The following is a 13,285-nucleotide window of genomic DNA, read 5'->3' as shown; positions in this document are numbered from 1 at the left end:
GGAGTTCCTTCTTCCATCCAATTTTCTGTTTTGGAAAAGTTGTGTCCATAGTAAGATTGATAGATTTTGAGGAAATCCTATCTATTGAAAGAGCCTCGATCACAGGGGATTGAATTTAGTGCTGTACTCATTGTGTTTCTTTTCATGAAAATGTATCATAAAACCTTAGAGAAATCTGATAGAATAATAAGGAAAAGGGTTAGATATAAAAGGAGCCAAAGATATGTGGGAATGGAGAAATATTTACCGTGGCATGCTGATGGGAGCGAGTGACGTCGTTCCAGGTGTAAGTGGGGGGGACAATTGCTGTCGTTCTCGGTATTTACGACCGTCTGATCGAAGCCATTAACGGTTTTTTTAGTAAGGAATGGAAGACACATTTGAAATTCTTATTGCCGCTTGGAATTGGAGTGGTGATCGCCATTGGCTTGATGGCCAACTTAATTGAGTGGTTATTTGAACACTACCCGGGCCCGACGCAGTTTTTCTTTCTTGGCCTGATCATCGGAGTGCTGCCGTATTTAACACATAAAGCAGATGTAAAACATAATTTTAAAGCGAAACACTTCTTATTGCTGCTTATAGGAGCCGTCATAGTCGCCTCCATGGCATTTTTCCAGACAGCAGAGTCTGAACCGATGCAAAACTTATCGTTGGCTGGATACATTTTGTTGTTTTTCTCTGGATGGATTGCCAGCAGTGCTATGATTCTACCTGGAATCAGCGGCTCATTTATCTTATTAATTATTGGGGTATATACGACCGTAACTTCAGGGATTTCTGACTTCCGAATTGACATCATCGCTGTAGTGGGCGCAGGAATCGTTTGTGGAATCGTGGTAATGAGTAAGATTGTGAAATTTTTTCTTGAAAATTATACATCTGGAACCTTTGCGGTCATCATCGGTCTAGTCATTGGTTCTGTATTCGTTATTTTTCCTGGATTGCCAGAAGCGGGAGCGATGATGCTTGTCAGTATCGCTGCACTCCTTGGGGGATTACTTGCTGCTTGGCTACTAGGAAGAGTGGAGTACAAGTAAGCCTGATGAAAGACAAATTCATACATTTTGGGTATGATAAGAAGTAGTTATTTATAAAGGAGATTGAGTTTGATGGAAGCCATTCATACAACGGATAAGTTCAACGAAACAATTGGAAGCGACCGTCCAGTCATCGTGAAATTCGAAGCTGACTGGTGCCCGGATTGCCGCCGCATGGATATGTTTATCGGAGACATCCTAGAAGAATATAAAGGGTACGATTGGTATAATGTTAATCGCGATGAACTTCCAGAGATTGCAGAAAAGTATGAAGTGATGGGGATTCCAAGCATCCTGATTTTTAAAGATGGAAACAAAAAAGCCCACCTTCATAGTGCGAATGCTAAAACTCCAGAAGAAGTAGAGGAGTTTTTGCAAGCAAGTCTGTAAAAAACGCGTCCACATGGTCATGCCATGTGGACGTTTTCTGTAAGGAGGTGCTCTCTTGTCAAAAAGGTTACTGCTCGTCGGTGCTGGTCATGCCCACCTTGAAATTCTAAGACAATTGCGGAGTGAAAATTGGAGACAGGTCGATGTTTGTATGATTACACCTTCGCCTTATCAGTATTATTCAGGGATGTTTTCAGGGTACACGGAAGGCCTTTATTCTGAAGAGGATATTCGTGTGGATATTCGTCAGTTAGCGAATGCTTCCAACGTCCATTGGATACCAAAAAAAGCATCCTTCATAAAACCTCAGCAAAAAAAGATCGTATGTGAAGATGGGTCTGTGTACCCTTTTGATGTCGTCAGTTTTGATATTGGATCTAAAAGTTTACCCTTATCGTTTGAGGACTCAGCTGCGCGGACAATTAAGCCGAATTACGAATTTACAGAGCAGATTAGAACGTTGAGAAAAACCACCAAACCACTGATTGTCGGAGGTGGTGCGGCTGGAACGGAGCTTGCGATGTCAATCCAAGCTTATAAGGATAAACACAAAATCCCTGGTCAAGTCCGTCTGATCACGTCTGATCGAATACTGGCGGATGGACCAAAGTACGTCTCAGCAAGGTTGAAAAAGTTACTGGAGAAAAAAGGGATACGCGTCTGGCAGGACGAACATGTCGAAGAAGTTTTTGAAGAATTCGTCAAAACGGACAGCGGTAATCGAGTTCGCCATACGGGTGTGCTTTGGCTGGGAGGGGCGATTGGAGATCCGATTTTTGAAAAGTCGTCGCTCGCCATAGATGAGCGCTCCTTTGCACTTGTACGGTCAACCCTGCAATTCCGTGACTATGATTACATCTTTGGGGCAGGGGATTGTGTCACAATGATTGATCATCCGAACCTTCCGAAAAGTGGTGTGTATGCAGTGAGACAGGGTCCGGTTCTTTGGGAGAACTTAAAAAATTACCTTTCCGGCTTATCATTGGACTCGTTCGTTCCTCAGAAAAATGCCATGTACATTTTATCAACAGGTGGGAAGAAAGGTTTTCTTGTGTATGGACCTGTCAGTTCGCATAATAAGAAGGCGTGGCAGTTAAAGAACAAGATTGATCGGGAGTTCATGGCTAAATATAAACAATAAGAGTCTTGGATAGCGGCCCTACGTCGCTATCCAAGACTCTTTCTTTTTGACTAAAGCTCCCTTTACTTGAAAACTCAGTTTCGAGACTTTTGTTGAGTGGATGGGGCTGCGGGGAACAGCTCGCTTTCCGCGGGAGCGCGGTGAGCCTCCTCGGACTGCGTCCTGTGGGGTCTCACCAAGCACTCTCTTCCCGCAGGAGTCTCGCCATTCCCCTACGCCCCTTTGTCATATCAGTGTCTCGAAACCACTTGCGGAAAAGGGAGCTTTTATCTTGCAAGGAAAACAAAGCAATATGCATATTCCACCGCAATTATAAATAAAAAAGCATATTATAGAGCGCTTTATGACTATAGATCATGATTTGTTAAAAATTCTTATACTCGGTAAGGGGTTCGTTTCACGTACATATCGAATGGGGTGGTTGGGAAGGTGCGAGACTCCCGTGGGAGAAAGGAGATAGGCGAGATCCCGCAGGGCGCAGCCCGGGGAAGCTCGGCACTCCCCCCACAGGAAAGCGAGTAGCTTCCCAGCCACCCCTTACGCTCACCCCGGGCAACGAACCCCGAGAACATCTCGAAACTTAGCCTTACACAATCCTGCCAAATAGTTGGATAGTCCTTATAGTTTCAGCCAGGTTCGTACTTTGTTGCGGAAGAGGTAAGTTGTGACAAGGAGGATGGTGAAGACACTGAAGGCGATGAGAATCAGTGTACGGTCTCCGCTCGCAAGACTGGTTCCGACCAGGCTGTAAGCGAACGTTCCGGGAAGCATACCGATCACCGTAGCCAGAACGAAAGAGAGAAACTTCACCCTCGTCATTCCTGCTAGATAACTTAATATGTCGAATCCGACGAGTGGAATAAGACGCAGGATGAACACATAGAGAAAACCTTGTCCCTGCATCCGCTCATAGATGTTCCCCGCCCATTTCGACTGATGGAACTTGAGTACAGAGTCTCCGAAAAATCTCCCCATGATATATCCAGTCACCCCAGCTCCTGTAGCTCCGATGACGATATATAACATACCGGGCCAGATTCCATAGGCGAAAGCCGCAGCGAGCGAAAGGACAGAGGTAGGAAAAACGACAACGGGGCCGATGGCATACAGTCCCATAAAAATGAGTGGTCCTATAGCACCGAACGATAGAATATAGGAACGGATATTATCCGCACTTACGTCGAAGCGTGAGCGTATAAACCAGGCAAGAGCAATAAAAAGACCGAGGAACAAAGCTGTCCGTAATATGTTTTTCTTGTTCATAGAATCTCCCCGCTGAAGGTCTGTATGGAACCGTTCGGAATGGTAACTTGGACTTCCCGGGTAGGGAACGTTTCATCGACTGGGATGGATATTTTCTTCTCAAGCTCGTGGACATATAAATGGGCTACCGGCCGGCCGTGCTGATAAGTGATATGCTCGACAGTGGCGTGGAAGCTGACTCCATTTCCTGATGTTTTATGGGTTCCAACTCGAACGGCATGTAAAGGGGTGAATTCGTGATCATTCAAAATGAGATGCCCCCTTAAAAAGGAAGCCACCCTGATATTTGCAGGAGACTTGTGTAACGTTTCAGCTGTGCCGATCTGTTGGAATTTCCCTTCTTCAAATACAGCGATTTGATCACCCATGATCATGGCTTCTTCCATATCATGTGTAACGAACACCGCAGTCGTTTCTCTCGAGGCAAGAAAGTCACGCACCCAGTATCTCAAATCCTGTCTTAGAGATGGGTCCAGACTACTGAAGGGTTCGTCGAACAGAATCACTTCAGGTTCTGTAGCCATCGCACGGGCGAGGGCCGTCCGCTGCTGCTGTCCTCCGGAAATCTCGGAAGGGTAATGGTCACGGTAACGCACCATACCAATCGCTTCCAGTAAAGTATCGATTTTTTCTTCTTTATATTTCTTTGAAACTTTTGCTCCATAAGCGATATTTTCTTTTACGGTCATATGTGGAAAAAGCAGAGGCTGTTGGAAAACGAGACTGATGCTACGCCGGTTCGCCTTCTGTTTTGTAATGTCTTTTCCATTCATGATAATTTCACCATCTGTCGGCTTTTCCAGTCCTGCGAGTATACGAAGCAGTGTGGTTTTTCCACTGCCTGAAGGCCCGACAATACTTATGATTTCACCCTTCTTAAGATGAAAAGTCAGGTCCTTCAGAATCGTATCTTGGTTAAAGGTCTTTATGATGTTTTTCATTTCTAATTTCGTCTGTGTCATCGATGATTCCTCCATGGCAATCGAGAGTAGGGGAGAAACATCATCAAAGCTTCAATGATGATGTACATGAAAATCGGTATGAGTGCGAACCAGATTGAGAATGCCGCCATGATTGATGTGTTCGCATTATCGAGAAAAGGGAAAAAGACCAATGGCAATGTCACCACCCGACCGCCACCAATAATGGCGGTAAGGGCATACTGACTTAAGCTGATCACAATCGTTAAAAAAGTGAGGCTCCGGATCGCAGGTCTGAGTAAAGGGAGTTCTACTGTGAAGACCTGTGTCCAAAATCCTGCTCCAAGAATGTGAGGCTGCTCCATCATTGCTTTACCCATTTGCTGATAACTGTTATGAAAAATTTTGATACTGTATGGGACGGTCGGCACCAAATGGATAAGCATTACACCCCAGATGGTGTCTGCAAGACCGATACGAATCATGAATAAATGCAGGCCCATGGCAATGGCCAGGGATGGTATCAAAATCGGTGATAAAAGCAGAGCCTCCAACCATGCTTTTCCACGGTAAGCATAGGAGGCCAGCGCTTTTCCTGTAAACAAACCGATTGCGGCATTTATGAAAAGTACAGCAAACCCTATTCCGATGGAGATGAACGTCGCTTCCCACAACTGTGGATTCCCAAAGAGGATGGAGTACCCTTGCCATCCCCAGTCTATGCCTTGTCCCGTATGAAAGCGCCAGGGAGCACTAAAGCTTTGCAATAGCAAAGCGGTTAGCGGAACGACGAAAAAAAGCAAAGTCAAAATAAGAAACAACGTTTTTTTACGATTCATGGCCGATCCCCCCTCATCGCTCTCCATCTGGGCCGGCTTAATCCATAATAGCTTACCAATGTCAGCGCCAAGAGGAATAAACTAGTCAAGACCATGGCGGCAAAGGCCAATGGGCGATCGTCCCATGAACTTCCATAGAACCATTCATACCCGAGCACGGATATCATCTCCGGAAAAGTGGTGCCGATGAGAGCTGGAACCTCATAGGCCGCCAGAGTGAAGGAGAAGATGATCAAAAATGATTCCACGAGAACAGGGAAGAGGTGTGGCAGATCGATTGTAGTAAATCGGTGCCAGGCATTTCCTCCAAGGCTGTCTACAAGAGCGTAATACTCAGGGCGGATAGACGTAAACACAGGAAAAAGCAGCAGTATGACAAGAGGGACTTCTTTCCATATATAGGTGATGATGATTCCTATCCCTTGCGGATCACGAGTCCATACAGGAAAGTTTGATGTATTTTCCATCCATCCGGCAGCTGCAAAGGCTTGCGATATCCAACCTGTTTCCGAGAGTAGGAGAATCACCATATATCCCCAAACGAAATGAGGAAAAAGCATCGGAACCCAAACCATGAGCCTTTTAGAGGTGCGGGCTAAGAATGGATGAAACGCTTTTGTGAAACCAAGGCCGAGGATGATGGAAGCGATGGTAGCTGTTCCTGCCGTTCGAATGCTAAACCAGACAGAAGAAAGAAACCGTTCTGAATTTAGAATTTCTTTATAATGTGCTAACCCTTCTCCATCTATGCTTTGGATGACCGCGTGTATGAACCCATAGAAGGGGATAACCAAAAAGCTGATCACAGGAAGAAAGAGAAGAAAGGTTCTATTTTTGAACAACTTCATTGAACCACTGTTCCTTCATCCAATCGACATAGTCGGCTTCTGATTCTGGCAGGAAGCTTTCTTCAAGTTCTTCTGTTGATAACACGCTCTTCCCGCGTTCCACAGCTTTGAATTCCTCTTTAACATTTTCAGGCAATTGATCAAAGCTGATCGGTGTATTCTCGCCCCAGTCATCCGGTTTATATTTTTCCAGTTGGGCTTCTGGAGAAAGCATGAAGTTGATGGCGGTCAACGCACCGGGTTGGTTGGGGCTGTTGAAGGGGATGGAGAGGAAATGTGTATTTCCGATCGATCCTAGTTCCATGACGAACGAACGTGTAGATTCAGGGAATACGCCTTCTTTAATCAGTGATTCAGCCCGCGATTCGTTATATCCCATCGTCATCCACACTTCCCCCTGACTGTACAATCGGTCTAACTCTGTCAGGCTGTTAGGATAATGATCCCCTGAGCGCCATAGGTTTTTCTCCATTTCATTAAGGTACGACCATGTCCGTTCGGCAGTTGGAGTGATGTTGTTCTCTTTCAATGGCTGCTCATAAACATCTGAAGGTTTTTCTGCTTGAGCATATAAAACGTGTCTCAGGAAGGCATTGCCAGTGAATTCTTCCGCTCTCGGGTAGGTGAATTTGCCGGGGTTCTCAGCCACCCACGTTTGTAATTCTTCGAATGTAGCGGGAGGGTTTTCAACTTTTTCTGAATTATAATGAAACACGAATTGGACCTTGCCCCAGGGGGCTTCCATCCCTTCTATCTTCGTCCCGAAATCTCTTTGGAAAGCTGGGTCTTCGGTATTGTAATAATCATTGAAATTAGGAAGCACATCTGTAAAAGAACCGACCAGCAATTCGTTTTCTTTTGCGTTTTTGAAATTCTCTCCATTGATCCATATCACATCAATCGATCCGTCTTGTTTATTCGCTTGTTTCTCCGTTTGGAGCTTTTGTAAAATTTCCGGCGTGTCGAGAGGGATACGTTTCAGAGAAACCCCATATTGGTCTTCGAGTTGTGGTGTGACATAGTCATCAATGTAGGCATTAATTCCTTCATCGCCTCCCCACATGTACAGGCGGACTTCTGTTCCTTCTGCTGCTGCTTCGATTTCTTTCCACGGAGCTTCTGTCCAATCGTTTTTATTTGTAGATGTTTCACTGCAAGCTGTCATAAACACGATTGCCAGCAGGAAAAATGGTATAAACTTCTTCAAGCGAATCTCCCCCTATGATGCTCATTATATGGGTACTGCATAAATCCCTCTGTCATTTATCATACAAACAAACGGAACAGAAAAAAACTAATACTACTTTCGTAATGCGTGAACCTAAAAATATAAGGGTAATGGGAGGGGAAAGGGGGAAGGAAATGTGATTTACGATCAATTCGCAAAACCAGAAGGAGTAGCGGGCAAGTTTGCTGGAATGTTTATGGAAAGAGAAAACAAGGAGTTGAATGATTGGACCTTGTCATTCCTGGATGTAGGAAAGGGAGATCGTGTTTTAGAGGTCGGATTTGGTTCAGGGGAAGCTTTGAAAAAAATAGCTGCCTTGGAACCGGAGGCGTTGTATGGAATTGATCCGTCTGAAGCGATGGTTGAAATGGTTTTAAAGAAGTTAAACGATCAAACGTATTCTAAGCAGATCGGTATTATTCACGGAGAAGCTTGTCAGCTGCTTCATTTTCATAAACCTTTGGACAAAATCTATGCCGTCAACAACATCACATTTTGGGAGCGCCCCGTAGAGATTCTGCGTCATTTGCGAACCTTGCTAAGTGAAAGGGGGAAAATCGCGCTAACGATTGTTCCGCATGAAGAGGAAGCCACCGATGACACGACGGAAGTGCTGGGTGGTCAAATGCAAAACCTTCTTATAAAAGCAGGGTTCCAACAGGTATGTATCCATTACAAATCAGAAAAACCTAACGATGCGGCCTGTGTGACAGGAATGAAAAAAGATATGATAGGATAAGGAAAGAAGGGGGGCAGGCATATGAAATTAAAAAAAGAAGAAAGAGAATATATGGTAGATCAAATCAAGGAATACTTTGAATTAGAACGGGGAGAGGTGATCGGGGACCTTGCTGCTGAACAATGGGTACATAAGTTGGCGGAAGAGATGGGTCCCTTCTTTTATAACAAAGGAGTAGCAGATGCTAGACAGATGGTGGAACAGAAGGTTATGAATGTCGATGAAGATCTTCGTTCCCTCGAACGCCCCGCTGGCAAACCGACCCGCAGGTGAAAAAAACACCGCTTCATTAAGCTGAAGCGGAGTATGTTTTTTCATCATCTTCGAAATCTACTTCCATATCTTTTTCTATTTGGTGTTTTTCCACTTGTTGATTCCATTCAAAATGTTCTAACTGCTCGTTTAAGTCAGCTACCATATTTTCAAGGCGGTCGGTTTCTTTGATCATCTGCTGGAAGGCTGCTTGCTGCTCGACAGTAGATGCAGAGATTTCTTCTGTGCCTGCCGCTGTTTCTTCCACGATACTGCTCACATTCTCTACGGAAACGTAAACATTCGCACTTTTATCTTTGGATTCATCCAAACCATTGACTAGAGATTCCAGCTGTTCATCGATGGACTTCACTTGAGCGCTTATTTTTTCAAAAGCGGTCTTCGACGTATTGACAGAATGGTTTTGCAGTTCAGAAATTTGGATGGTCTCCTGCATTTCCTGTTCGATGACTTGAACGCCCTCTCTAATTTGCGTCACCATCTCAGTGATGTGGCCTGTTGCTGAAGTGGACTGATCAGCAAGTTTACGCACTTCTTCTGCGACAACAGCGAAGCCTTTACCATGTTCACCGGCTCGTGCTGCTTCAATGGCAGCGTTTAGAGCAAGAAGATTCGTTTGTTCTGCAATATCATTGACCAGTTTGACGGTGGATTCGATTTGATCCGTATATTGGATGAAGTGATTGACGGATTTTTCAACGTTTGCAATCGACGCAGCACTTCGATCCATAAGCGCCCGTTGGTCTGTAATGCTCGTCTGCCCTTCATCCACATAAGCGAGCGCTTGCTGACTGGATTTACTGGATGATTGGCCTTGTTCACGGTTCATTTCAAAGCCTTGGTGGAGATCATCCATTAGATTGGCTACATCTTGAACATCTTCAGAAATGGATTGGCTCCCTTGGGCAAGTTCATCGGTTGAATTGGCTACTTGACTCGATATTTCCGAAAGGCCGCCCATCTCCTTATGAAGTCGGGAACTGAAATCCTGTACATTTTGTCCAATGTGATGAACAGATTGGACCGTTCCTTCTAAGTTATCGATCATCGTACGGAAAGATCGCTTCAATTGCCCAATTTCGTCTTTCTCTTTATCGCTCACATCAATAGAAGTTTTCAAGTTTCCATTGGCCACTTCCGATGCTTGAACAGCGAGATCACGAATCGGGCGAGCGATATGTTTCGTCAGTCTTGTCGTTGACAGAATCGTAGAAACTACGAGGACGGCCGCCGCAATGATGGTGAACAAAATCAAGTTTTGAATGGTCTGCTTTTGGTTCATCATTTGAGCGTCATACCAGGATTGGGCTTCTTTTTGAAGCATGTAGATATCATTAATGATGCCGCCGGTGCGGGCGGATTGACGCTGCACTTCATTGGTATCGTTACTTGCCAGTGCCTCTGAAGCAATCTCTGTCCAATTCTCAAATTTCGACTGTGCCTGGTTGTACCATTGCTCCTGAGTTTCCGTTACAATCAGCGCTTCCATATCCTTGAAGATGCTGCCGGTCTGTTCAATCAGAACTTCTGCTTCGCTCCGAGAGGCTTCGGATGGGTTATAACCGTAGGTGGTCAATGCCTGTTCCACACTGACAAGCTGGCCATGCAGTTCCTTACCTTCAAGTAAAATTTGGACATCTTGATTGGACGAGCGTTGTAAATCCATCATTTGAAAAACGATGAAACTGATGAGGGCCAGGCATAAAAGTAGTGGAATCAGTGTCATTGTATATAATCTTTTTCCGATGGTCATCACGTTTCCCCCTTACTTTCCTGTCGCTTCATTTAATAGATTTTGTTCCTCTTGATTTAATTCAATTAAGCGGATTGGAGCAAGACCTACGCCATTTTCTTCAATACCGAGCGTTTGTGTGCCTCCATCCAGCTTTTGTCCATCACTCAAGAGTTTCATCACATCGTAAAGAGCGACATTCACGTTTTTAAGCATGGATGAGACGACGGCTTCTTCAGCTACGAAAAACTGGTCGCTATCCACACCAAACGCGTAGATTCCTTGTTTCTGAGCTTCTTTCAAAACTCCGATCCCTGTAAAGCCTGCTGCAGGAAAGACGAAATCAGCACCTTTTTCCACCATGTCGTTCGTAATGGAAGCACCTTGCTCATCATCATCGAACGTTCCTGCATACTCAGAAAGGATCTGTGCATCTGCATTTGCTTCTTTCACACCTGCTTTGAATCCTTCTTCAAAACGTTCTACGACCGGAATTTTTTCCCCGCCAATAAATCCGACGGTATCTGTTTTTGTTTTCATTCCAGCTATAAGGCCGATTAAATAACTTCCTTCATCTTCCTTAAAGGTGATAGACGTGACATTCTCAAGTTCAGATACAGCATCAATCATCACGAATGACTGATCCGGGTTTTCTTTCGCTAATTTTTCAATAGCTTCCTGCGAATTATAGCCTAGTCCGATGATGACGTCATGGTCTTGTTCCAACAGCTCTTGGGCATTCTTTTTATAATCCTGATCGAACGGTTCCCGATAATCGAAAGTGATGCCTAACTCATCACGGGCTTGTTCGAGTCCTTGAAAAGCTGAATCACTGAAAGAATCATCACCGAGTCCGCTGTCTGTGACGATAAGGCCAGCGCTGATCGTATCTTCTGTATTCGCTTGCATTTCATTGTTCGCACATCCAACCATTCCTACAAGTAAGGAAAGGAGGACGAAGGGTATGTATAGACGTTGCAATATCACCACTCCTTGTTATGATGTCTGACATCTATAAATATCGGTAACAACCAGGACAATTTAAATAGGAAGGAAGACTTAATATCCTCACACCACAAAAGCTCCCGATTGTGGAAGACTCAGTTTCGAGATTTATGTGTGTTTAGGGGCTCCGGGAAACAGTTCGCTTTCCATGGGGCGGGCGGTGAGCCTCCTCAGGCTACGCCTTCCGGGGTCTCACCTGTCCCACACGTCCCATAGGAGTCTCACCGTTTCCCTACGCCCCTTGACTTTATAAGCGTCTCGAAACCACTTCTGAAATAAGAAGCTTTCAAGCTTGATAGAAGTGTGGGCGTTAAACTTCTACCCTATGTGTATTTGGATTATGAAAGCTTGATAGAGAAGGCTTTTTAAGGCTTTATGCTTATAAAAGCGGGAAAGTGGAAGGCAGTCCCTTTGAGCAAAGGGGTTCGTTTTACGCATAATTGAAAGGGGTGGTTGGGAAGCTGCGAGACTCCCGTGGGAGAAAGGAGATAGGCGAGATCCCGCAGGGCGGTAGCCCGAGGAAGCTCGCCACTCCCCCACAGGAAAGCGAGTAGCTTCCCAGCCCCCCCTGGCGCTCAACCCGGGCAACGAACCCCGGAAACATCTCGAAACTGAGTCTTCCACAATCCTGCCATTTAGTTGAATAATAGGGGAATAGAAAAAACCACGATGACGTCAGGTCATCGTGGTTTTGGAGTGGCTTAATTGAAAAGCATCGGCTAAGAGCTCATAGGAGCGTAAACGATCTTCAAACGGAGTGACGATCGTGTTGACGATCACTTCATCTACGTTATAGCTCTCCGCCAGTTGTTCAATCTCTTCTTTTACTTTTTCAACAGAGCCGACAATCATCCGATTTCGGTTGTCTTGAATTCGTTCCTCTTCAAAAATGGTGTACTTATGGCTGAGCGCTTCATCAGGAGTAGGGAAATGTGTCCGTTTTCCACCTTGTTCAATTTGTAGAAGAGCAAGATCCAGACTCGCAGCAAGGTATTCTGCATACTCATCCGTTTCTGCGCAAACGACAAATACAGAGACATTACCAATTGGACTACTTTGCTGCATAGAGGTTGTGAAGTAATCTTGGTAACGATCCATTGCCCGTATTCCTCCGCGTCCATTGATGAAATGAGCGAAGGAGTAAGAGACTCCTAAGTCTGCAGCCAAGCGTGCACTTGTCCCGCTTGATCCAAGCATCCATACGGGTGGTGCTGTTTCTCCTTTCGGTGTTGCATAAATGTCCATCCCGTGTGGGTCCTAGCCGTGTAAATATGCCATTAACTCTTCTACTTGGGATGGATAGTCTTCAATGCTTGGCAGTTTTCCGCGGTTCAATGCTAAATTGACGTTGGGCATCCCTCCAGGAGCACGCCCCACCCCTAGATCAATGCGGTCAGGGTGGAGGGTTTCGAGAATACGAAAGGCTTCCGCAACTTTATAGGAACTGTAGTGGGGAAGTAATACGCCACCTGTGCCAATTCTAATGTTTTCTGTATGAGCAGCCAGATGGGCCGCGAGTATCTCAGGTGCAGACCCGGCGAGGCTGCTTGTACTATGATGTTCAGACACCCAGAAACGGTGATATCCCAGCTTATCCGTCCACTTTGCGAGTTCTGTTGTTTGTTGTAAAGCTTCTTTTGGGTCTGTCCCGGTTAAAATAGGGGATTGATCCAATACACTTAATTTCATTTTTATACCCCTTTTACTTCTTTCGTTGTCATTCTATCTAACTACTATCGTCCCATGTGCTACGTATAGATGCAAATGTAAAACAATTCTTTTCCTTCTTTTCTCTAAACCCGCCATATTTCTTAATGAATTTTACGAACAAAGAAAAACCGGCTGTCTGGGGGACAGCCGGTTTTTC

General features: G+C 45.1%; 11 protein-coding genes and 2 pseudogenes. 5 read left to right on the top strand and 8 right to left on the bottom strand.

Features of this window, described 5'->3' with window-relative positions:
- Nucleotides 1–223 precede the first annotated feature (223 nt).
- The 3 genes and pseudogenes from LC065_RS02825 (at nt 224) to LC065_RS02815 (ending at nt 2,571) form a co-directional block, all read left to right on the top strand.
- Nucleotides 224–1,040 (top strand): annotated as a pseudogene (locus LC065_RS02825) (DUF368 domain-containing protein).
- A 72-nt stretch (nt 1,041–1,112) separates the two neighbouring features.
- The gene (locus tag LC065_RS02820) at nt 1,113–1,430 is read left to right on the top strand and encodes a thioredoxin family protein (RefSeq protein WP_226594229.1); all 318 of its coding nucleotides are present in this window, start codon (nt 1,113–1,115) and stop codon (nt 1,428–1,430) included.
- Nucleotides 1,431–1,485: 55 nt separating this feature from the next.
- On the top strand, nt 1,486–2,571 hold the full coding sequence (locus LC065_RS02815; RefSeq protein ID WP_226594226.1) for an FAD-dependent oxidoreductase: 1,086 nt from the start codon (nt 1,486–1,488) through the stop codon (nt 2,569–2,571).
- A 618-nt stretch (nt 2,572–3,189) separates the two neighbouring features.
- On the opposite strand, the gene LC065_RS02810 is transcribed toward LC065_RS02815, so the two are convergent.
- Genes LC065_RS02810 through LC065_RS02790 form a run of 5 tightly spaced genes read right to left on the bottom strand, consistent with a single transcriptional unit; the run spans nt 3,190 to nt 7,648 of the window.
- On the bottom strand, nt 3,190–3,834 hold the full coding sequence (locus tag LC065_RS02810; RefSeq protein ID WP_226594223.1) for a TVP38/TMEM64 family protein: 645 nt from the start codon (nt 3,832–3,834) through the stop codon (nt 3,190–3,192).
- Nucleotides 3,831–4,796: an ABC transporter ATP-binding protein gene (locus LC065_RS02805; RefSeq protein ID WP_306163745.1), complete on the bottom strand. Its 966-nt coding sequence runs from the start codon at nt 4,794–4,796 to the stop codon at nt 3,831–3,833. The genes LC065_RS02810 and LC065_RS02805 overlap by 4 nt, the downstream gene beginning before the upstream one ends.
- Nucleotides 4,793–5,593, bottom strand: coding sequence for an ABC transporter permease (locus LC065_RS02800; RefSeq protein WP_226594219.1), 801 nt, complete (start codon nt 5,591–5,593; stop codon nt 4,793–4,795). Before LC065_RS02800 ends, LC065_RS02805 begins: the two co-directional genes overlap by 4 nt.
- Nucleotides 5,590–6,441, bottom strand: coding sequence for an ABC transporter permease subunit (locus tag LC065_RS02795; RefSeq protein WP_226594217.1), 852 nt, complete (start codon nt 6,439–6,441; stop codon nt 5,590–5,592). Before LC065_RS02795 ends, LC065_RS02800 begins: the two co-directional genes overlap by 4 nt.
- On the bottom strand, nt 6,422–7,648 hold the full coding sequence (locus LC065_RS02790; RefSeq protein WP_306163744.1) for an ABC transporter substrate-binding protein: 1,227 nt from the start codon (nt 7,646–7,648) through the stop codon (nt 6,422–6,424). Before LC065_RS02790 ends, LC065_RS02795 begins: the two co-directional genes overlap by 20 nt.
- A gap of 157 nt (nt 7,649–7,805) precedes the next feature.
- Between LC065_RS02790 and LC065_RS02785 the strand changes: the two genes are divergently transcribed.
- Both LC065_RS02785 and LC065_RS02780 read left to right on the top strand, forming a co-directional pair.
- Complete coding sequence (locus tag LC065_RS02785) at nt 7,806–8,408, top strand: class I SAM-dependent methyltransferase (RefSeq protein WP_226594213.1); 603 nt, start codon at nt 7,806–7,808, stop codon at nt 8,406–8,408.
- 21 nt (nt 8,409–8,429) lie between these two features.
- Entirely contained in the window at nt 8,430–8,681 is a 252-nt protein-coding gene (locus LC065_RS02780) for a DUF2164 domain-containing protein (protein ID WP_226594210.1), read from the top strand.
- Nucleotides 8,682–8,697: 16 nt separating this feature from the next.
- On the opposite strand, the gene LC065_RS02775 is transcribed toward LC065_RS02780, so the two are convergent.
- From LC065_RS02775 to LC065_RS02765, 3 genes and pseudogenes are all read right to left on the bottom strand, one after another.
- Nucleotides 8,698–10,434 (bottom strand): methyl-accepting chemotaxis protein, encoded by a 1,737-nt coding sequence (locus LC065_RS02775; RefSeq protein ID WP_306163743.1) that lies wholly within the window; start codon nt 10,432–10,434, stop codon nt 8,698–8,700.
- 12 nt (nt 10,435–10,446) lie between these two features.
- Complete coding sequence (locus LC065_RS02770; protein ID WP_226594207.1) at nt 10,447–11,394, bottom strand: BMP family lipoprotein; 948 nt, start codon at nt 11,392–11,394, stop codon at nt 10,447–10,449.
- 699 nt (nt 11,395–12,093) lie between these two features.
- Nucleotides 12,094–13,107: pseudogene (locus tag LC065_RS02765) on the bottom strand (LLM class flavin-dependent oxidoreductase).
- Nucleotides 13,108–13,285: the final 178 nt, after the last annotated feature.

The organism is Halobacillus litoralis, from assembly GCF_020524085.2.
Taxonomy (GTDB): domain Bacteria; phylum Bacillota; class Bacilli; order Bacillales; family Halobacillaceae; genus Halobacillus; species Halobacillus litoralis_E.
This window is presented reverse-complemented; position numbering and strand designations above follow the sequence as displayed.